The organism is Pseudoalteromonas sp. DSM 26666 (genome assembly GCF_900116475.1).
Taxonomy (GTDB): domain Bacteria; phylum Pseudomonadota; class Gammaproteobacteria; order Enterobacterales; family Alteromonadaceae; genus Pseudoalteromonas; species Pseudoalteromonas tetraodonis.
In genome coordinates this window covers 210674-230563 of sequence record NZ_FPAR01000006.1, presented here as the reverse complement: position 1 = coordinate 230563, position 19890 = coordinate 210674, and the positions used below count along the sequence as shown (strand labels likewise).

20 protein-coding genes are annotated in these 19890 nt (G+C 39.6%); 8 read left to right on the top strand and 12 right to left on the bottom strand.

Annotated features, from left to right (window positions below):
* Nucleotides 1-2 precede the first annotated feature (2 nt).
* Nucleotides 3-542, bottom strand: coding sequence for an inosine/xanthosine triphosphatase (gene yjjX, locus BM380_RS12910; RefSeq protein WP_090494718.1), 540 nt, complete (start codon nt 540-542; stop codon nt 3-5).
* 60 nt (nt 543-602) lie between these two features.
* Nucleotides 603-1502 carry a phosphoribulokinase gene (locus BM380_RS12905; protein WP_008114793.1) on the bottom strand — a complete coding sequence of 300 codons (900 nt, stop codon included), beginning with the start codon at nt 1500-1502 and terminating at the stop codon, nt 603-605.
* A gap of 115 nt (nt 1503-1617) precedes the next feature.
* On the opposite strand from BM380_RS12905, the gene BM380_RS12900 reads away from it, so the two are divergent.
* Nucleotides 1618-2487, top strand: a complete 870-nt coding sequence (locus BM380_RS12900; RefSeq protein ID WP_013464066.1) for a TolB-like translocation protein — start codon at nt 1618-1620, stop codon at nt 2485-2487.
* Nucleotides 2488-2820: 333 nt separating this feature from the next.
* Nucleotides 2821-3186, top strand: a complete 366-nt coding sequence (locus BM380_RS12895; protein ID WP_013464067.1) for a hypothetical protein — start codon at nt 2821-2823, stop codon at nt 3184-3186.
* A gap of 280 nt (nt 3187-3466) precedes the next feature.
* Here BM380_RS12895 and BM380_RS12890 read toward each other — a convergent pair whose 3' ends face one another.
* The 6 genes from BM380_RS12890 to BM380_RS12865 all read right to left on the bottom strand — a co-directional run bounded on the left by BM380_RS12890 (nt 3467) and on the right by BM380_RS12865 (nt 8867).
* Nucleotides 3467-6040 (bottom strand): M1 family metallopeptidase, encoded by a 2574-nt coding sequence (locus BM380_RS12890; RefSeq protein WP_090494716.1) that lies wholly within the window; start codon nt 6038-6040, stop codon nt 3467-3469.
* A gap of 114 nt (nt 6041-6154) precedes the next feature.
* On the bottom strand, nt 6155-6835 hold the full coding sequence (locus BM380_RS12885) for a site-specific integrase (protein WP_090494803.1): 681 nt from the start codon (nt 6833-6835) through the stop codon (nt 6155-6157).
* A gap of 89 nt (nt 6836-6924) precedes the next feature.
* Nucleotides 6925-7275 carry a DUF2750 domain-containing protein gene (locus tag BM380_RS12880; RefSeq protein ID WP_013464070.1) on the bottom strand — a complete coding sequence of 117 codons (351 nt, stop codon included), beginning with the start codon at nt 7273-7275 and terminating at the stop codon, nt 6925-6927.
* A gap of 11 nt (nt 7276-7286) precedes the next feature.
* Complete coding sequence (locus BM380_RS12875; protein ID WP_090494715.1) at nt 7287-7871, bottom strand: glutathione S-transferase family protein; 585 nt, start codon at nt 7869-7871, stop codon at nt 7287-7289.
* A gap of 69 nt (nt 7872-7940) precedes the next feature.
* A complete protein-coding gene (locus tag BM380_RS12870; RefSeq protein WP_008114778.1) occupies nt 7941-8222 on the bottom strand; it encodes a peptidylprolyl isomerase in 282 nt (93 codons plus the stop codon).
* A 75-nt stretch (nt 8223-8297) separates the two neighbouring features.
* Entirely contained in the window at nt 8298-8867 is a 570-nt protein-coding gene (locus tag BM380_RS12865) for a glutathione peroxidase (RefSeq protein WP_013464074.1), read from the bottom strand.
* Nucleotides 8868-8955: 88 nt separating this feature from the next.
* Here BM380_RS12865 and BM380_RS12860 point away from each other — a divergent pair, with 88 nt between their 5' ends.
* The 3 genes from BM380_RS12860 (at nt 8956) to BM380_RS12850 (ending at nt 12710) form a co-directional block, all read left to right on the top strand.
* On the top strand, nt 8956-9444 hold the full coding sequence (locus BM380_RS12860; protein ID WP_013464075.1) for a GNAT family N-acetyltransferase: 489 nt from the start codon (nt 8956-8958) through the stop codon (nt 9442-9444).
* A 110-nt stretch (nt 9445-9554) separates the two neighbouring features.
* Nucleotides 9555-11546 (top strand): ATP-binding protein, encoded by a 1992-nt coding sequence (locus BM380_RS12855; protein ID WP_090494713.1) that lies wholly within the window; start codon nt 9555-9557, stop codon nt 11544-11546.
* Between the two features lie 36 nt (nt 11547-11582).
* The gene (locus BM380_RS12850; protein WP_090494711.1) at nt 11583-12710 is read left to right on the top strand and encodes a response regulator; all 1128 of its coding nucleotides are present in this window, start codon (nt 11583-11585) and stop codon (nt 12708-12710) included.
* 103 nt (nt 12711-12813) lie between these two features.
* Here BM380_RS12850 and queG read toward each other — a convergent pair whose 3' ends face one another.
* From queG to BM380_RS12830, 4 genes are all read right to left on the bottom strand, one after another.
* Nucleotides 12814-13947 carry a tRNA epoxyqueuosine(34) reductase QueG gene (gene queG, locus BM380_RS12845; protein WP_033104344.1) on the bottom strand — a complete coding sequence of 378 codons (1134 nt, stop codon included), beginning with the start codon at nt 13945-13947 and terminating at the stop codon, nt 12814-12816.
* A 70-nt stretch (nt 13948-14017) separates the two neighbouring features.
* Entirely contained in the window at nt 14018-15238 is a 1221-nt protein-coding gene (locus BM380_RS12840) for a methyl-accepting chemotaxis protein (RefSeq protein ID WP_090494709.1), read from the bottom strand.
* 58 nt (nt 15239-15296) lie between these two features.
* On the bottom strand, nt 15297-16001 hold the full coding sequence (locus BM380_RS12835) for a glycerophosphodiester phosphodiesterase (RefSeq protein WP_013464080.1): 705 nt from the start codon (nt 15999-16001) through the stop codon (nt 15297-15299).
* Nucleotides 15998-16864, bottom strand: coding sequence for a DMT family transporter (locus tag BM380_RS12830; RefSeq protein ID WP_024601220.1), 867 nt, complete (start codon nt 16862-16864; stop codon nt 15998-16000). Before BM380_RS12830 ends, BM380_RS12835 begins: the two co-directional genes overlap by 4 nt.
* A 328-nt stretch (nt 16865-17192) precedes the next feature.
* Here BM380_RS12830 and BM380_RS12825 point away from each other — a divergent pair, with 328 nt between their 5' ends.
* From BM380_RS12825 to BM380_RS12815, 3 genes are all read left to right on the top strand, one after another.
* Nucleotides 17193-18296, top strand: a complete 1104-nt coding sequence (locus BM380_RS12825; RefSeq protein ID WP_090494707.1) for a sensor histidine kinase — start codon at nt 17193-17195, stop codon at nt 18294-18296.
* Nucleotides 18293-18907 (top strand): response regulator transcription factor, encoded by a 615-nt coding sequence (locus BM380_RS12820; protein ID WP_013464084.1) that lies wholly within the window; start codon nt 18293-18295, stop codon nt 18905-18907. Before BM380_RS12825 ends, BM380_RS12820 begins: the two co-directional genes overlap by 4 nt.
* Before the next feature lie 162 nt (nt 18908-19069).
* Entirely contained in the window at nt 19070-19804 is a 735-nt protein-coding gene (locus tag BM380_RS12815) for an enoyl-CoA hydratase/isomerase family protein (RefSeq protein WP_175527465.1), read from the top strand.
* Nucleotides 19805-19890: the final 86 nt, after the last annotated feature.

The following is a 19890-nucleotide window of genomic DNA, read 5'->3' as shown; positions in this document are numbered from 1 at the left end:
CGTTATTGATTATATAGAGTGGGATTAAGAAAAGGCGCCATGGCGAGTGTCAGCGCTTGAGTATAGGTACTTTCTCGTGTTGCATGATGATCAGTTAATAAGCCAATAGCACCCCCTTGCTGTTTAATATTGGTGGTATTAAAAGCCTTATCCATCACGTCACCAAGCTCTTCACCTTGCAGCAATGCTTTATAAAAAACCGGAGGCAAAGGTAAGTTACTGCTTCGGCCTGTAACTTGCTGTGCGCCATTATCAATAACTACATAGGCAAAGGTTGCCGCACCATAGCTAAATTGCGCTGCACCACCTTCCATCGCCACATAGTAGTCTGCCTGATAGTGGTTTTTACAGTAATTAACGCGATTTTGTGCCCCTAAGCAGGTTTGCTCTTCACCTAAGGGTTGATCGGGTACTTCTGAGGGCGCGTGAACACCACTACATTCGATTACACGCTCAGGAAAATACATCGCAAAAATATGTTTAGCGGCATTGATTTTTACTGGGTTTTTAGACCCAACAATAATTTTAATTGATTGCGACATATTAAACTCGTCATACTTAAAATCAGCAGTGTACGTGAGTTAGAGTTCACAAAAAAGAGTCTAAATAGGAATTTCAGGCGGGGCTAACTTTGCTAAGGCGCGTTTTTTCAAAATAATATCTTTTATCAGAGGCGTGAGCACTAGTTCCATCGCGAGACCCATTTTACCACCAGGCACCACTAAGGTGTTTATACGCGACATAAAACTGCCTTCAATCATCCGCAAATAATACGGAAAATCAACATCATCAATCCCCCTAAAGCGAATCACAACAAAGCTTTCATCAAGGGAGGGGATATCTTTAGCGCTAAATGGGTTGGAAGTATCAACGGTGGGGACTCGCTGAAAGTTAATATGGGTACGAGAAAATTGCGGCGTTATATGATTAATGTAGTCATCCATACTGCGCACAATAGAGTCCATGACTTTTTCACGAGAGTGGCCGCGTTCTGAGGTGTCGCGAATGAGCTTTTGGATCCATTCAAGGTTAATAATAGGCACCATGCCTATGAGTAAATCAACATGTTTAGCAACATCATGATCTTCATCAACTACACCGCCATGTAGACCCTCGTAAAACATCAGATCTGTATTTTGCTCAAGTTCTTGCCATGGGGTAAATGTCCCAGGTAACTGGTTATAAGGCACGGCTTCATCAAAGGTGTGTAAATAACGACGAAGTTTTCCTTCGCCGGTTTCACCGTATTTAGTAAATAAGTCTTCTAAGGCGCCAAAGTCGTTAGCTTCTCGGCCAAAATAGCTAATGTGTTTACTTTCTTGCTGTGCTTCACGAATTTTTTTGTCCATTTCAGGGCGTGTATAACGATGAAAGCTATCACCTTCGATAAATGCCGCATTGATATCAAGGCTACGGAAAATATGCTTCACGGCGTTAGTGGTGGTTGTTGTGCCCGCTCCAGATGAACCGGTGATTGCAATAATAGGGTGTTTAGCTGACATGTTTGTTCTCTTTTTTATGACCCGTTAGTTATAAAGAGTTGACTGACTTAGGTCAAGTGACGTCATCAGTAAATAACGTTATCATGAGGTGCTTAAAATTAAAACGAGAGAAAGCATGAAACTGATTAAACCGTTGTTAGGGCTTATAGCTATAAATGCTTTAACGCTAGATATTGCTCAGGCAAGTATGCCTAAAAGCCAAATTTTGCTCGCCGATTTAAATACTCCACATGGTATACGTGTAAGCATTGTTAGTGATAAAACGAGCTATAACAATCAACCCCATTTAACCGACACCGGCCTATACTATACCCGAGAAATAATCAGTAATGACCAGAGTCAAACAGATATTGCGCTTTACAGCTTATCATCAAAACAAACGTCTATGGTCACTAATACGCCACAAAGTGAATACTCGCCCACTTTAACACCGGATGGGCAGCACTTATCGGCGATTGTCGTTGAAGATGATGGTAAACAAAAGCTATGGCAATATCCGTTGGCACCCGAGTTGGCTGCAAGTCGTATTTTTGATTGGATTGAACCTGTAGGCTATCACGCTTGGGGAAGTAACAACGATTTAGTGATGTTTATTTTAGGCGAACCACACACTTTGCAATATACCTCGGTTGCTGCGGCAAAAGGTGAGGTGGTAGCAAGCGATATTGGTCGCACGCTTATTTATAATAAAGCGCAGGCTGAGTTTTTATTTAGCCATAGTAAACACGGGCAGCATCACTTAGCGCGTTTTGATCCACAAACTAAGCAAGTTACCGATATACTTAGACTGCCAAACCAAGTACAAGACTTCATCTTAAAAGATGAAAATACCATTGCTTACGCAATTAAAAACCGTGTTTACCAGCGTAAATTAACACGCGGCTCTGCTATATCGCAGTGGCTTGATTTAAGCCAATATTGCGATACTGAAATAAGCCGGTTGAGTTATAAAAATCAGCAATTAGCTTTTGTGTGTAGTGAATAAATAAATTTCGGACTTTCACTCATGCATGAGTTAGTCTAGGGTCTGTTGACCTTTGCGGATTACAATTTGTTCAAACTAGGGGCGGTTTAATCGCGGCGCGAGGTTTGTAACCTAGTGGGCTAAGTCAAAACTGAGCAACAAAGAGTAAATCGCCCCTAGGCAGAACCCGAAGGGCAGTGCCTGTTTGGCATTGATGCTGCGTTATCGCCTATTTATGGGGAATAACCACATTACATATGCTTTACCTTGGCTAAATACCAAACAGACTGCTGCAAATTTAACTCTGAAAGGTCAACAGACCCTAACCCCCTATTAAATAAAAAGGAAAGTCACGTGGCATTTAGTGCAGACGAGTTAACCGAGCAGCTGATCAAACTAGAGTGTAGAAGTAACTTTAAAATAAAAAACATAGCTGAGTATATGCTAGTAAACTCTAAAGAGGCGTTTTATACCCATGCTGAAGCAGGTAAAGGTAAAATTGTGATCCGCCCGGCATTTGAAGTGTTTAGCGATGACTTTACTGATATTGATGGGGTTGTGCGTACTCAAGGCTATTTTCATAGCAGTGAAATGACCCGTTTTCCTACCCGTATTTATAAAAGTACGCAGCCTATTCATTATGGTGTCGCTTTTAAAATTAACTCTGAGCAAGCAGCGAAAGAGTTTATAGCAAAGCTAACGATGATTATTGGCGGTTAATAGAGTGGTGCAGGGCTAAAGGCAAAAGGTGCAAGATAAAATCTTTAACCTTTGACCTTTGACCTTTAACCTTTAACCTTTAACCCTTAACCTTTGTCTTTAATTACTACCTCTAAAAGCGCAGCGCCTCTTAACCTCTTTGTGAATAAATTTTTTAAGATCTTATTACACAAAGAGAAGACAATGAGAAGTAAATGAGAAAACATCAGCCATTAGCCCGAGTTTGAGGTTTTCGGCCCGTTACTCGTCGCCCGCAGCCCGCCATCCTTTAAACTTTAACTTATTTGCTATTTAAAAAGCTATTGACTGATTTCAGTTCACGGTTTTTAAGTGCAATACAGTCATTGGTGCTCTCTGCAAGTTTACTTAACGTACGCGCATAACCGGGTACAGCATCCAGTTTAGCGTCAAAGAAACTTTGCGTTGTAGCTAAACTGTCAGCGTCACAGCTGGCGGTAGTAAAGTAAGGTAAGTTAGGCACAAAAAATGGTGGCAAGCTTGCTGTTACTTTATCGTAGTTGTTATAAATCCAATCAATAAACAGTGCTTGGCGTTCATCGGTGTAACTTTGACCCGATAAAATAGTACGCATATCAGAAGCCGTTACTTCGTCTGTTAAGCTATACGCCAGTACCGCTTTTTGTAGTTCAGGTTTACCAAAGTAACCCATTGCTGCCAGCATATTGGTACGCACTTGTGGATCTTTGGTGGTTTTAAAGGTTGTCATAAACTGATCTAGCAACGCCTTATCCCCATGAAAAGCCGCAAGACGTAAATAAGTACCTGCTAAATAAGGGTCTACCTTTTGTGGATCGTTTAAGTAAGCTTGTGTTTGCTGTTTGGCTTTATTGATCACATTTTTATCTTCACCATCAAACCCTAAGCGTGATACCACCGCGGCACGAAGTTGAGCTACTGCGCCATCTTCGCCCATTTTTGCTTCTAGGCCATATTTTTTAGCGGCAGGCATCACCGCATTTTGAATAAACGTAGGCCATAAATCTTTATTGCTATCGTCTTTAAAAGTACGCTGCTGTGACGCTAAATAACCTAAAGCAGTATTAGCAACACGCGGATGACTATCGCTGGCAAATACTTCAAGCGTTTGCATTAATTTAGCCGCTGAAATGACACCGGCATCAAGTAGGGCATCTGTTGCCGATAATAGGGCTAAGCGTTCACGGTCGTTTAATACCCTAGCTGCATTATCTATTAGCGCATTAAATTGCGCATCATCCATTACCCAACGGTAATAACCTAGCGCGCCTTGATCTGGATAAATCCACTCTGGTTCAAAGTCTAATGCTAGCGTTTGGCTTTGTTTATTTAATAATACATTGGCTGTTTGTACTTTATCGCCAGCACCATATTTAATCGCAACCGGTACATTCCACAGTTGAGCAGGAGCTTCAACACCGGCATTGGCAAAACGACTTTGCGAAATCGTAATGCTCTTACCTTGCTGCTTAACGTTAATTAGCGGGAATGACGACTGTTCAATAAACGATTTTAAAACGCTCGCTACATCTTTATTTGAAGCCTTACCAAGTGCTTCCCATAAATCGGCAGCTTCTGCATTTTTATAGGAGAATTCTTTTAAGTAGTTCTGAATACCAGCTTGAAATGCCTCTTCGCCAATCCAGTTTTCAACCATCGCCAGTACTGAGCTGCCTTTGCTGTAGGCAAGGCCTAAACCATCCATAATATCGGCTTCGGTTTTAATTGGTTTACGAATTGGCTTAGTGCTTAAACGTGCATCTAACGCCATTACGTTGTTTTGTGGTAAATCTAGGTGTGATTCAAACTCAGGATTAAGCTGCTTAGTAATTTTTGCCGCCATCCAGCTTGCAAACGCCTCGTTTAACCATAAGTCGTTCCACCACTTCATAGTCACTAAGTTACCGTACCATTGGTGAGCTAATTCATGGGCAATAATAGAGACATTACGTTGTTTTTTACTACGCGTTGCAGCTTCTAAATCAACCAGAAGAATATCTTCGCGGTAAGTCACTAAGCCTGAGTTTTCCATAGCGCCAAACGGAAACTCTGGAACAGCCACTGAATCTAGCTTTTTATATACATAAGGAATACCAAAGTACTCTTCAAGTGCGCCCAGTACTTTAGGCATGTTCTCTTTTGCATATTGCGCTAAATGAATTTTACCTTGTGGGGTGATCACACGCCCAGGAATAGGCATGCCTTTAATTTCTAGCTCTTCAAATGGACCTACAGCCATAGCCACTAAGTAAGATGGAATTGGTGGCGTTTTATCAAAGTAATGGGTGGTCATATCGCCATTCACCGTCGTTTTTAGCTCAGGTGTATTTGAATACACTTTTTGTGAGGTGGGGGCGGTAATGGTTAACTGAAACGGAATTTTATAGCTTGGTTCGTCAAACACCGGAAATGCACGTCGCGCATCACTCATTTCAAATTGCGTGAACAAGTACGGAACGCCTTGATCTAGGGTTTTATATAACCCCACACTCTGGCGGTTATAAGGCGCTGAAAAATCTATTTTTAAGGTGTATTTACCTGGCTGAATTTGCTCTTCACAGCTAAATTTAACTTTACCTGTTTTAAGCATTTCGCTGTTTAAATCACAGTTTTGCTCACCTAGTAGTTGCACCATTTTAGTTGCATAATCAACGCCATTGAGCTCAATGTAGTGTGTTGGTTTGAGCACTTCTAAGCTGATCTCGGTCATTCCTGTAAAGGTATCCTGACTTGGGTCGAGCGTTAAAGCGACTTTTTGTGAACTTGGCTTTGCGAGTTTTTCAATGACGAATTCGTTAGCGTGAGCAGCATTCATCGCAAGCGCAACGCTCACGGTTAAGAGGCTTTTTAAAAACATAGTTATCCCTAGATTTTTTGTTGTTAGAAACAGTCATATAGACTGCACTTCATCCTAACAGCTTTTTTTACTAGAGTAAGCGCAGATCGCTAAGGAAAAGAGTAACAAAGTTTGTCAGTGGCTATCTCGGGCTAAAAACCGCTGCCAATGAATATGGGAATTGATAACCCGGATCTGTTGTAGCACCTTATTTAACAAGGCTATATCGTTAAAGTTATCATGAGGGTAATCATTAAAGCCCATTAAGTAATTAAAGCAGTCTTTGTTGCCTGCTTGCAGGGCATAAATACGAATCTGTTGTTCAAAGTTAAGCCGTAAACTACTAATTGCGGTTTTCATACCGAGTTGATCTACAGAAGGAATTGCACATTTTTGCAAATATCCTGCGCGTTCACCCTCTCCTGAAAACCATATGCGCACTTTTTCGCTATAGCGCCCTGTTTTAGCAGGAAGATCGAACATTAAACGGGAGTGATTGTGTGCTTTTACATAAGCTAAATAGTCATTAAACCCAGCGCTAATAAGAGCGTGATGAACAGGTACCAAACGGGGTTTAATTTTACCGTGGGTATGAAAACTAAAACAGAGAATATTATTTTTAAGTATTAGGTCATCAAGGGTTAAGCAGCCAATTTCATCACTGTAAGCGCCACTGTAATAAGCAATTAAGGGCAGCCAGAAATGCCAGTGTTTAGCTTGTTCGCGGGCAAGCCGTGTATCACTATAAATATATCCGTTATAGAGCGTATGCAGCTCCATAGCTGAAAATGGACGACGACCAAGATGGGTTTTCAACGTATTACCTTGACAGTTTTTATTATTTTTATACCCCAACTAACCGTTGCTGTTAGTTGGGATAATGTCAGCGAACTAACGCCTAAAACTTATTCGCTTAGCGCGCGAGCTAAACCAACCGGTTCAATTTCTACACACACCTGATCGTCATTCCAATTTAAACCCACTAATGCATCATCAGATTTTAGGTCTTCAACCCAATCATCTAAAAACTCATCAAGGTTTATTTCTACTGGACTGTAGTCTTGCCACTCTTCTTTACATTGTGCTTGTGCTGCGTCTTGTGATTCCCACAGTAAAAGTACATCGGTGTCGTCAAACTGATTTGACTCACATACAACAAAGCCACCATCATCGGCACCCAGTGCCCAGATCTGCTCACTAACACGTACTTTTTCTACAAAGCTAACTAGTTGTGATTCAATTTCGATATCGCTCATGTATCCACCTTTTAAAATTTAAGTCGAGGGTTGGTATTTTTAGCCGCTTGACGCTGACTAAACGCCTCATGAAACTTAACTAATTGCGGCTGCGCGCTAAAATCGGCTAGTTCACGAAAGCATATCCAATCAAGTAAGCAGTATAAACTGATGTTGAGGCATTCACAGCTTTTAAATTCATCATCGCATAAATGATCATTTAAATAGTGTAATGTTTGCGCAACTCGCTCATTTTGCAGATTAAAAAACAGCTTATCGGCTTGCGTGTCAAACCCAGAACGCTGACATATCAATAACTCAACCAATGAATCGTTACAGGCGTTGATGCTAGTTAAAAAATGCTCTTGCGGCCAAGTTAGCGGGTTCTGCTGTGTTTTTTCAAGTAAGTAACGCAGTATATTGTTTGAGTCGCTTAAGTTAAGCGAGCCATCAATTAAGATAGGGATTTTAGCTGCCGGGTTGTGCGACATCATTAAAGAGCGGTCATCGCTTGAGAAAATGTCGAGATTTATAAACTCAAGCTCACAGTTATTTTGTTGTGCCCAAATTCTGACACGGCGAACATAAGGGGAAGAAATAGAGCCAAGTAATTGCATATTGGGGCTTTTGCCAACTCCACATAAATAAAAAGCCGCTGATGCGGCTTTATTAATAAATCGATTTACTTACTCTGAGCGGCTGGTTACTTCTAATAAATGGTAACCAAACTGTGTTTGTACAGGGCCTTGTACTTGATTTAGCGGCGCTGAAAATACCACCTTGTCAAATTCAGGCACCATCATACCTGGGCCAAACTCACCTAATGCACCACCATCTTGACCTGATGGACAATTAGAGTGCAGTTTAGCGAGTTCTGCAAAGTCTTCACCTTGCTCAATTTTATCTTTAAGGTCTAAACATTGTGCTTCACTGTCTACGAGTATGTGCCTTGCACTTGCAACTGCCATAAGTTCTCCTACCTGTAAGTTTAGTTTTTAAATTTGATAGCAACATCTTAGTAAGGTTAAACTGAAAACACAAAGTTAAAATGCACTTTTGATTGCGCTTTCTAGTTTTGCCGAATCCGGTGCTACGCGGCTGTTAAAGCGCGTAATCGTTTTGCGATCGGCCGATACCACGTATTTATAGAAGTTCCAGTTTGGTGAACTGGTTTGGGCGTTTAAATGCTTAAAAATAGGGTTTGCGTCACTACCACGTACTGCACTGGTGGCCAGCATAGGGAAGGTAACACCATAATTTACATAACACACTTTTGCGGTATCTTTTTCATCGTTCTCTTCTTGAAAAAAATCATCTGATGGAAAGCCTAATACCACCAAGCCTTCGTCTTTGTATTTATTATAAAGCGCTTCTAAACCTTCAAATTGCGGCGTAAAACCGCAGTTACTCGCAGTGTTAACAATTAAAAGAGGCTGGTTTTTAAAATCGCATAAGTTAATGGTTTCAGTTGAGCGCAACTTTCTAAGTGAAACATTCGTGAAGTCATTGCAGGTGTTTGCATCTAATGAAGGAGGGGGCGAGTCTGCGGCATATGTATTTAGCGAAACACAACTTAATGCGAGGGTTAAACCAAGTATTATTTTTTTTATCATGCTATTACCTTAAGTGCGTTTTTAGAGTATTTATGTAACTTATCATACGCTACTATAGGCTAAATTGATCAATTTTACTTTATTTTCTATGACTATACGTTTAGCAAAACCTGATGATTTAACTGCCATTGTTGCTATTTACAATGAAACTATCCCTAGTCGAATGGTCACCGCCGATACCGAAGAGGTGACCGTCGCTGATAAACAACCTTGGTTTGATAGCCATACTGCTCAACGCCCTATTTTTGTTTACTGTGAGAATAACCAAGTATTAGCGTGGCTTAGTTATAAATCGTTTTATGGCCGCCCAGCTTACGATGGCACCGTTGAGTTAAGCATTTACATTACGGCAGCAGCCCAAGGAAAAGGGTTGGGTAAAAAGCTGATGCAATTTGCACAACAACAAGCCAAGCAGCTTAATATCGAAGTATTACTTGGGTTTATTTTTAGTCACAACGAACCGAGCATTAAATTATTTAAGCATTTTGATTTTGCAGTATGGGGAGAACTGCCTAACGTAGCAAGAATGGACAATCAGCTGTACAGCCTGACTATTTTTGGTAAGCATTTAACCTAGTACCATAACAAAAGGCAGCAAAATTCACTTTTACGTAGGTGATTATGCTAAACCAAAAATTCTAGACTATGCTGAAAAGGTGTTTAATTAACTCTTTAAAGTGTGTCTAAATGGCGAGAAAAATACTTATTATTGATAGCAGTAGCATGATTGCTATGCGCTTAAAAGTGTTATTAGAACTAATTGGCTGCCAAGTTGAATTAGTCCACTTTGCTATGTTTGATGAAAATACAGACATAGACATTTATGACTTGCTGGTATTTTCTCAAGGTGTGCCAACCGATGTTGTATCGATAGTTGTTGAAAAAGCGACTTCTCAATCATTTTTGTTATTAGCGCCAAAAGCAGAATCAGGGGAGTTGCTTAGCGCATTTTCCAAATTAAATGACTTGATACCCAATGCCACCATTATCTACCCCTTCTTTTCCAATAAAGAAATAACGTCTTTAATTGAGGCCTTATTAGAGATAGGTCCAGATCACATTTTTAAACTGCCGACAATTTTACTCGTTGACCATGTTAATGAGCGATTAGAGTCACTCAAAAGTAGCCTTTATGGCGCTCATATTGAGGTATACACCGCAACAAACCATGATGAAGCAATTAATATTGCCAAGCTCAGGAGTATTGATATTTTAATCAGTGACTTTAGCTTACAACCGGGTTCTGGTTTAGAGATATTTTCGAGTTTAAAAAAAATACAACCGCATAGTCGTTGCTTGTTAGTAACCTCACGCCCTGAACAATCTATGTTAGAAGCCATTCGCCAAGGTGTTGAAGATGTTTTAATTAAGCCTTTAAATGACAATGTGTTACTACAGGCTGTACATAAATTATGGCAAACCGAGCTGCTAAAACGTCACAATGCTGAGCTAGTAGAAAGATTACAAGAAACAGTTGATGTGCTGATTGAAAAAGACAGCCTACTGCAGGTCATTTTTAAAAATACCCCCGATCCTATTTTATTATTTGAACGCAAAGGCAAGATAGTCGAGGCCAATGATGCCTGCTTAAAATTATTTAATTTAAAGTTTAAAAAGCTCATTGCTCACTCGTTATTTCATTTTTTAGATGATGACTCGGTGCAGGCAATAAAAGATAAAATCTCTACATTAAACAGTAATCGTCAATTTAGTTGTGACTTACACATTGTAAATAAAGACGGAAGTAAAATTCCGCTAGTTGGATCATTTAATGAAATAGACCACCATGGCGAAATAGCGTTAGCGGTTATTTTTAAAAATGTTAGCCATTTAAAACAAAAAGAAGATCTACTGTTGGAAGCCAAAGATCTTTTAGAAGAGCAAGTAAGGGCACGTACTTCACAGCTTGAGCATGCGAAAAATATTGCCGAAGCGGCTAATCTAAGTAAATCAGAGTTTTTGGCAAATATGTCGCATGAGCTAAGAACCCCTATGCACTCTATATTGAGCTTTTCACGTTTTGGTATTAGCAAGTTACAAGAGGGTGATTTTAGCAAAGATAAACTTTTGAAGTATTTAACTCGTATTGAATCAAGTGGGCAAAGACTACTATCGTTACTTAATAATTTACTCGACCTTTCTAAATTAGATGTTGGTAAATTTCCATTCAACCCACGGGCTTATGATTTAGCGACTATTGTTAAAACCAGTATTGATGATGTTGCCGGTATTGCTATTGAAAAAGATATAAATATTGTTTTTAGCTCTGATAACGCGCCGATTGTTGCACAGTGCGATGAAGAGCAAATAAATCAGGTTTTGAGAAATGTATTGAGTAATGCACTCAAATTTAGTGAAGAGCACAGTACTGTTGAAGTTATAATGCAAAGAGACGATGACAATGCAAACATTGCAGTGATAGATAGCGGTATAGGAATACCTGAAGAGGAACTTGAAACGGTTTTTAATAAATTTGAGCAAAGCAGTAAAACGAATAGTGGTGCAGGTGGAACCGGGTTGGGTCTTACCTTGTGTCGTGAGTTTGTTTCATTGCATCAAGGCAGTATTAAAGCATGCAATAACAGCCTTGGTGGAACAACAATTTCGATACAAGTTCCTTTAGAAATAAACTTAGATGAATACCTAGCTGATGAGCAATTAGTGAAAAATAGCGGCTAACAATCGAATTGTTTTAATTTATATGGATGAAAAATTATGGCTTTAACTAAAATTCTTGCAGTCGACGATGAACCATTTAACCTCGAAATAATTGAAGAAATATTAGAGGATCTTGATTTTGAACTTAAGCTAGCTTCAAGCGGCCCTGAATGCTTAAGTATGGTTGAAGAGTATATGCCTCAAGTTATATTACTTGATGTAAGTATGCCAAAAATGAATGGTTATGAAGTATGTAAAGAGCTTAAAGCTAACCCCAATACCCATGACATCATCGTGATGTTTGTATCTGCAAGAGGTACGGTTGAGGAGCGCATGGAAGGTTATTCAGTAGGCGCGGAAGACTATATTGTAAAACCGTTTGGGCACGACGAATTAAAGCAAAAACTGAATAAACTAAATCAAGTCTTAATAGAAAAACAACAGCTTGAAAAGCAAGTAAAAGAAGCGACCTCTACCGCCTTTAATGCTATGGCAAATAGCAGCGAAATGGGTCAGATAGTAAATTACATTGAAAATATTGGTTTTATTAACGATGTACAAGAGCTAGGAAAAGCATTAGTAGAATGCTTACAGGCATTTGGCTTACAAAGTAATATTGAATTTAGATGTAACGATACTAAGTCGCACTTTGCGCTCAATGGGGTGTGTTCGCCAATTGTAATTGAGTTATTTGAAATGCTTAAAAGCAAAGGACGACTGCATGAGTTTTCTCATCGCATTTTGGTGAACTACGAGCTTGTGAGTTTACTGATTTTAAATATGCCAGAGCATGACGAGCAAAAGCACGGACGCATACGTGATCATATTTGCTTTATTGTAAGTGTAACCGAGCAACAATTACGAGCCATTACCACTAAGCAGATGCTGGTATCGCAGCAGGAGCGGTTAAATAAAGTTGCCGGTACTGTGCATAGTAAGTTTCATCGTTTAATTGGGATGTTGAACGACAGTCGTATTAATAATGAAAAAGTATTTAAGCATTTACAAGAAGAACTCGAAGAGCGGATCCCAACTATGGGATTGGATGAAGACCAAGAAATTTTTATTTATAAAAAAGTAGACGAAACCATACAAAACTCGGTTGCACGTCAGGAGTCAGTAGATCAAGTTAAAAAAGCCTTTGCAGAAATAGAGCAAGATCTTGCTTTATTGTTGAAAGGTTAAAGGTGCGGGTTACGGGCTGCGAGGCGCGGGCTAAACTCGTCGCTACGATTAGGCAGATAGCTTGTATCAGCGACATTATGTCGCGTTTTTTTAGGCAATAGGCTTACGCGTCTCTGGGTAGGCCTTTTTCAACAATCCGTATTAGCCGTGCTGTTTTGCGCAGCTTTTGTCTTTGTTTATCATGTTGCTGGGTAAGTGCCCATTCTATGTGCTCATTCACCATGTCACTGACCGTTTTGCGTTTATCTTCAAGTGCATGAATAATCGCTGGGCTAAAATCTGCGTTGCCTAAGCCAACCGCTATATTTCGTAACCAACGCTCATGGCCAATGCGCCGAATAGGGCTGCCCTCGGTATTTGTTAAAAAGGTAGTTTCATCCCAGGCAAATAACGCGAGTAAGTCTTTATTTTTTAATTGTGTACGGGGGTGGAAGTCTTGCTCGTCGGTAATTTGTCCATAGCGATTCCATGGGCACACTAACTGGCAATCATCGCAACCATAAATGCGGTTACCCATTAAGGTTCGGTATTGCTCTGGAATAGCCCCTTGATGCTCTATGGTTAAATACGATATGCATTTACGTGCATCTACCACATAAGGTTCTACAATAGCGCCGGTAGGGCAAAGGGTTATACAGGCAACACATTTACCACAACCTTCGAACGTGTTTTCATCATCAATAGGCAGTGGTAAATCTACAAATAACTCGCCTAAAAAAAACCAAGAACCAGCCTCTTTATTGATTAATAAAGAATGTTTACCTCGCCAGCCAAGCCCTGCTTTTTCAGCTAATTGACGCTCAAGCACTGGCGCTGAATCAACAAAAGGCCTAAAGCCATAGTCACCTACCTGCTGTTCAATTTTTTTACCTAATTGTTTGAGCCGATTACGCATTAATTTGTGATAGTCACGGCCAAGCGCATAGCGGCTGATATAGGCTTTCTCGTTATTTTTAAGGTTTTTGGCAAAGCCTGAATCTGGCGGCAGGTAATTCATTTTTACTGAAATAACTCGTTGCGTGCCAGGGACTAGCTCGCTAGGGCGGGCGCGTTTCATTCCATGTGCAGCCATGTAATCCATTGAACCATGATACCCTGCATCAAGCCAACGCTGAAGCTGTGCTTCATGCTTAGTTAAATCAATGTCAGTAATGCCCACTTCACTAAAGCCAAGTTGTTGGCCCCATAATTTTATTTGCTGGGCTAGCTGTTCATAGTTTGGTTTTACGTCGCTCACATACTTCACACAGTTAAATGACAAGCCGCTTAATTTAGCATAATCGCGGCTTGGGTGAAATTATTATTGCCTAATCTACAAAGCGTTTTAACTGTTGTTGGGTTTGTTGGCTTAGCTTTTGTGATTGTTCAGAATCATGCAGTGCTGTATCTATTTGTTGCTTGGCTTGTTCGCCTAGCGCCACAATTTGCTCAACCGATTCATGCGTTTGGTTTTGGGTATCTTCGAGCAAGTGTACGGCATTGGCTATTTGCTGCAATTGTTGTTGATTAAGTTCAAACTCATTGAGCATTTTACCAAACCCATCAGAGGTGGTGTTAATTGATGTTTGCGCATTATTTGAGTGGTTTATTAATTGCTCTGACTCTTTATTCGTTTCATTAACGAGCTCATTCATTTGGGTAATAAAATCACTAATTTGGCGTGTTGCGTCGCTTACTTTTACCGATAGGGTACGAACTTCATCGGCAACCACGGCAAAACCTCGCCCCGCTTCACCAGCGCGTGCCGCTTCTATGGCTGCATTTAGTGCTAATAAGTTAGTTTGATCCGAAAACTCTTCAACCATTTTTAAAATACTGCGAATGTTTTCGCTGTTCTCTTTCAAGCCCGCAATCGTTTTAGAAAAACTACCCAGCATTTCATTAATAAGCCTTACCTGCTCAACTAGTTTTGATAGCTCACCAGCAGAGAGCTTTACAAAATTAAGGTGTTCATTATTGACCTGATGTACGCTATCAGTGTTGCTTACTATAGCCTGCAGGCTTTGGGTAATTTGATTACTGGCATTAATAATGGTGTGGCTTAAATTAATTTGCTGCTCACTCAATTGTTCAGTGTGTTGCATTGATTGCGTTACTTGGCTGTTACTCTGCACACTCTCTTGGGCGCTGGTATAGGTAGTGCTTAATAAACTATTTAAATGGGTAGTAAATTGATTGTATTGCTCACTTAAGTCTCTAAATTCATCAAACGTGAAATGGGGTAATTTGGCTGCTAAATTCGCATCTTGTTGATTAATATTAATGAGCGTATCGCGCATTGCTTTTACCGGGCGCACAATTAAAAAGCGCATATAAAAAATAGTAAAAATAAAGCCTGCAATAATAAGTAGCGCAAGTGCCCAAAATAAGCCAGTGCTTTGCTGGTTTTCGGTTAAACTACTGTGTAACCAAAACAAAGTAATGGCTTGAAATAAAAAAACAAAACTTAAATTCCCAACTATTTTTCGGGTTAAAGTATAAAACAGTGTTTGTTCTAAAAAATTATAAATATGCATGTAGCTACTCATTAAATAGTGACCTACTAAATTATTGTTTTTATAGCATAAATGGCAATTAAATAATTAGTTATAGTTCATTTAATTGCGCTAAATAATGCTTAGTTCGTTCAGGGTCGTTAGTAAAAATACCATCAACACCACAGGCAAGCATCAGTTTAATATCTTCGACTTCATCTACGGTGTAAGCAAATACTTGTAAACCGCGCATTTTGGCATCGTCTACAAACGGTTTGTTCATAAAGTTTTTGTCAATATGAATGCTGTAGGCCTGTAAGTCTTGTGCAAACTTTGCATACTGCAATGGAATTGATGCAGTAAGTGCGCCAATTTTAAGCCACGATAAACGGCTCTTTAGCCAGTGTAGTTGATGATGATTAAATGATGAAACTAAAATATTGTCTGCGGTTATTTTTTTGTTCGCAATGTTACTTTCAAGCACGGTTGCAAACTTTTCAAGTTCAAAGGTATGCTTTAGCTCTAAATTGAGTAAGGTTTGGTTATTATTCCAGTCTATTAATTGCTGCAAAGTAGGGACTTGTTCGCCATTTCCTGCATCAAACTGTTTAATTTGCTGGGCACTAAAGTCGCACACTTTGCCTTTGCCATTAGTGGTTCTATCGAGGTAGGTATCGTGAATAATAACGTAATCATCAAGCGCGCTTTGTACATCAACCTCAATGCCATCTACATTCGCTTTTAACGCCGCTATAATGGCGCTTTGCGTATTTTCGGGGAAGTGTGTGCTTGCGCCTCTATGTGCAAATATTTTCATGGCTGCTTTTTCCGTGAAATTGACCAAGTTTCAAAGCACGCAGCACTAACAATCAGTGCGCCACCAATCAGGGTCATCACTGAGGGGCGTTCGTGCAGAATAATTATAGCCAGTATTGTGCCATAAAGGGGCTGTAAGCAAGAAATCAATCCAGCGGTCGCTGCTGATAAATGTTTTAAACTCGCTGCAAATAACGAATGCGGCATCGCAGTAAACACCACACCGGCAATAAGCAGCAATATTAAATCAGTATCATTAATTTCTGTTATGGGCACTTCAATAAAAGCACACAGCATCAGGCTTGCCACTAAGGTTTGGTAAAACATGGTTTGCGGTCCACCATACTCGCTAAAGTAGCGTTTATGAGTAATATTACGAAGAGCAAAAAATAATGCTGATACCACGCCCGTCACAACACCTAAAGTGATGTCATCGCCTAAATTAACGTTAGGGATCAATAAATAAATGCCAAAAATCACCACCACAGCACTTATTATATCTTTTGTTTTGGGCTTACTTTTATTAAATAGGGGTTCTAAAAATACCGTGATCACGGGATAGGTAAAAAAGGCTAACATGCCCACGGTAATTCCCGCCAATTGCATGCCTGCAAAATAGGTTACCCAGTGAATACCTACGGCAACGCCTAATAAAATGGCAATCACATAATCTTTAGCGCGATGCAGCTTAATTGGTTTTTTTTGCAAAGTTAGTAGCACACAAATTGCCAGCCCAGCGATAGCCGCGCGATAAGCGGTAATATCTAATGCATTCAAACCAATTAGCTTTGCGAATAAGGCGGTACCGCCAAATAAAAGTACGGCAATGTGTAAGTAAATTAAGCTTTGTTGTTGGGACTGCATTAAATTTCCAGGTCACTTTTTTTGGCTATATTAGCATTGCTTTTACACTCAGAAGATGAATTTTTCTATTTCATGACAAATGTCAGCCAAGTTAATGACATTTCACACTCTTATCTATTTTACCCACTGGCATAGTTACCTTACTTATATTGGAGGGTGTTATGAATTCTTTAATTTTAACAAGCTTAAGCATTAGCGATTTTTTAGAAACACTAAGTTTTACCATCACTTATGTAGATTGTTTTATGTTCGTATGCATTTTTATGTTATTTGTATTTATTAATAAAAAGAGTGCTATAAATAAAAATAATAGGCCAGAGGTATTGGTATGAGCTCGGTTAACAGGTTTTCTCAGCAAAGCGATAAAGATTTTTGGAAATATGGTCATTTAGTTTTTACCGGTTTTTATTTACTCCCGATGATCATTGATTTTGCTAACTTTACGGCTCATCAAATCACCTTGTCTTTAGCCTTTTATATTGCGTTTATATTGTTATATGTAAAAGCAATAAATTGCAAAAATGGGGGAGTAACTAAGTTATTTATCGCTATGTTACTGGTGTGTTTTAGTGCCACTTTTTATAGCGCTGGTACACCAACCTTATTTGGCTTTATAGCTTATGTCGCGGGCTATACATATAGCAATTATCAAAGAGTTTATGCCGCATTAGCGATAATTTTAACTGTTTTGCTAAGCTCCTATGTGGGTGACATAGCTAAGCTTGAGTACTTTTTAGCGGTGGCTTTAATTTTATGTGCGGCCCTATTTAGCTATGGTATAGCGGCAAAAAGAGAGCATTTACATAAAATTCGTGAGCAAGAAAGCGCAAAGCAATTAGAGCAGCTAGCAGCCATTGCTGAGCGTGAGCGCATAGCCCGAGATTTACACGATATTTTAGGTCATTCATTGTCGTCAATAGCTTTAAAAGCTGAGCTTGCGAATAAACTAAATCAAGGCGAGCGATACGATCAGGCCAATAACGAAATTGCCCAAGTAGCAAACCTTGCAAGGCAATTGCTTAGTGATGTAAGAAGCGCGGTAAGCGATTTAAAGCAACTCGATCTAGTGAGCCAAATCGCACAGCTAAAACAAACGCTTATAGCGCAAGGTTTTAACATAAAATTTAACGTTAATTTAGCGACCTTACCCGTTAAAGTAGAGGGCATTGCGAGCCTTATTATTAAAGAGTCGGTTACTAATTTATTACGCCATAGCAGTACAAAAAACGGCTCTATCAATATAGAGCAAACAAAGCAGCAATTAATTATCAACGTTATTGATAATGCGCCATGCACTACATTAAAAGCAGGTAATGGTTTAAATGGCATTAAAGAGCGGGCTGAGCAATTAAATGGCAATGCAACATTTACCTGTGGCGACACATTTACTTTAACTGTTGTGCTGCCACTGAGTGCTGAGGATTTAAAATGATCAAAGTATATTTAGTTGAAGACCAAGCGCTGGTTCGCGACGCAGTTGCAGCCTTATTAAGCCTTGATTTCAATATTGAGGTGATTGGTCAAGCAAGTAATGGCCAAGATGCGTTAAATGAAATCAACGCGCTTAGTGAAGACTTACACCCAGATATTGTTTTAACAGACATAGAGATGCCAAGCATGAATGGTATTGAGCTTAGTGAACAAATAGCCGCTAAGCACCCTGCAATTAACATGGTAATTATGACCACCTTTTCGCGAGCCGGTTATATTAGGCGTTCTTTAAGTGCGGGTGTTAAAGGTTTTATTTTAAAAGAAGCGCCAAGCGAAGAGCTAATCAATGCGCTTAAAAAAGTAATGCAAGGGCAAAAGGTGATTGACCCAGAGCTGGCAATTAACGCATTAGACGATACCGATCCACTCACAGATAAAGAACGCAAAGCGTTAAAACTTGCAAGTGATGGATTAAAAACCAGCGAAATAGCAAAACAGCTTTATATAAGTGAAGGCACAACGCGTAATTATTTATCCGATGCAATTGCTAAACTCAATGCCACAAACCGAATTGATGCAGCACGTATAGCCCGACAAAAAGGGTGGTTGTAATTGCGCGAATATTTAAACGCTATGGCTTAAGCTCTCGCTCCTTTAATGGTTACAAAAATAGACGCTTTATAAATTTCATACAACGTATTACTATTCTATTTATAATTATAAAAGTAATGAAAAGTGCTAAAAGCGCAGCTAAAAGCACTAAATGAGGGTCTAATGACAGCATTAATAGAAATTACCACGCAAGGAAGCACGGCTATCCTTACTATGAATACAGCAGAAAACCGCCATAATCCAACCTTTATAAACGAGTTTAATCAACACCTACATACGATTGAGGCTAACGAGCATATTAAAGCGGTGGTGCTAACCTCAAGTAGCGATAAAAGTTGGTCGTTAGGCATTGATCTACAGTGGATGGCAAACCCTGACAACACACCACAAATAATTGCCGATTTTATGAACTCGATAGGTGCCTTGTTTAAACGTATTGTAACTTTTCCTATGCCTATTATTGCCGCGCTAAACGGCCACACTTATGGTAATGGTTCGGTACTGGCGTGTGCCTGTGATTTTAGATTTATGAAATCAGACAAAGGCTTCTTTTGTTTCCCCGAAGTCGATGTATTAGTGCCGTTTGTACCGTCTATGTTTCCTATTATTAATAAAGCCATAGATCAGCAATTTTTTAATCGTTTAGCCATGACCGGTGAGCGCGTTGATGCGCAAAAATTATTACAACATAACGTTATAGAGGCCACCTTTGCTGATGAGCAAGCCTTGCAAACGGGTGTGTTAGAGTTTGCGCAAAGCTTTAATAAAGATCGCTGGATATACTCTCAAAACAAAAGCCAAATGAACAAACCAATACTCGATGTTATGGCTGCACAAGATGCGGCTTTTATTGAACACATCAGCACGCTATTGTGGAAGAAACTACAGCAAAAGTAAGCTGTTTATATAAAAGTGAGTAAACATCAGCATTGCTATTTTACTCACTTTTAAGCTCTTAAATTAAGTACATGTTAAGCGTTATT

Coding starts and splice junctions, on each gene's coding strand:
- yjjX (WP_090494718.1), bottom strand. CDS start 542: ATGTCGCAATCAATTAAAATTATTGTTGGGTCTAAAAACCCAGTAAAA.
- BM380_RS12905 (WP_008114793.1), bottom strand. CDS start 1,502: ATGTCAGCTAAACACCCTATTATTGCAATCACCGGTTCATCTGGAGCG.
- BM380_RS12900 (WP_013464066.1), top strand. CDS start 1,618: ATGAAACTGATTAAACCGTTGTTAGGGCTTATAGCTATAAATGCTTTA.
- BM380_RS12890 (WP_090494716.1), bottom strand. CDS start 6,040: ATGTTTTTAAAAAGCCTCTTAACCGTGAGCGTTGCGCTTGCGATGAAT.
- BM380_RS12880 (WP_013464070.1), bottom strand. CDS start 7,275: ATGAGCGATATCGAAATTGAATCACAACTAGTTAGCTTTGTAGAAAAA.
- BM380_RS12875 (WP_090494715.1), bottom strand. CDS start 7,871: ATGCAATTACTTGGCTCTATTTCTTCCCCTTATGTTCGCCGTGTCAGA.
- BM380_RS12870 (WP_008114778.1), bottom strand. CDS start 8,222: ATGGCAGTTGCAAGTGCAAGGCACATACTCGTAGACAGTGAAGCACAA.
- BM380_RS12865 (WP_013464074.1), bottom strand. CDS start 8,867: ATGATAAAAAAAATAATACTTGGTTTAACCCTCGCATTAAGTTGTGTT.
- BM380_RS12860 (WP_013464075.1), top strand. CDS start 8,956: ATGACTATACGTTTAGCAAAACCTGATGATTTAACTGCCATTGTTGCT.
- BM380_RS12855 (WP_090494713.1), top strand. CDS start 9,555: ATGGCGAGAAAAATACTTATTATTGATAGCAGTAGCATGATTGCTATG.
- BM380_RS12850 (WP_090494711.1), top strand. CDS start 11,583: ATGGCTTTAACTAAAATTCTTGCAGTCGACGATGAACCATTTAACCTC.
- BM380_RS12840 (WP_090494709.1), bottom strand. CDS start 15,238: ATGAGTAGCTACATGCATATTTATAATTTTTTAGAACAAACACTGTTT.
- BM380_RS12835 (WP_013464080.1), bottom strand. CDS start 16,001: ATGAAAATATTTGCACATAGAGGCGCAAGCACACACTTCCCCGAAAAT.
- BM380_RS12830 (WP_024601220.1), bottom strand. CDS start 16,864: ATGCAGTCCCAACAACAAAGCTTAATTTACTTACACATTGCCGTACTT.
- BM380_RS12825 (WP_090494707.1), top strand. CDS start 17,193: ATGAGCTCGGTTAACAGGTTTTCTCAGCAAAGCGATAAAGATTTTTGG.
- BM380_RS12820 (WP_013464084.1), top strand. CDS start 18,293: ATGATCAAAGTATATTTAGTTGAAGACCAAGCGCTGGTTCGCGACGCA.
- BM380_RS12815 (WP_175527465.1), top strand. CDS start 19,070: ATGACAGCATTAATAGAAATTACCACGCAAGGAAGCACGGCTATCCTT.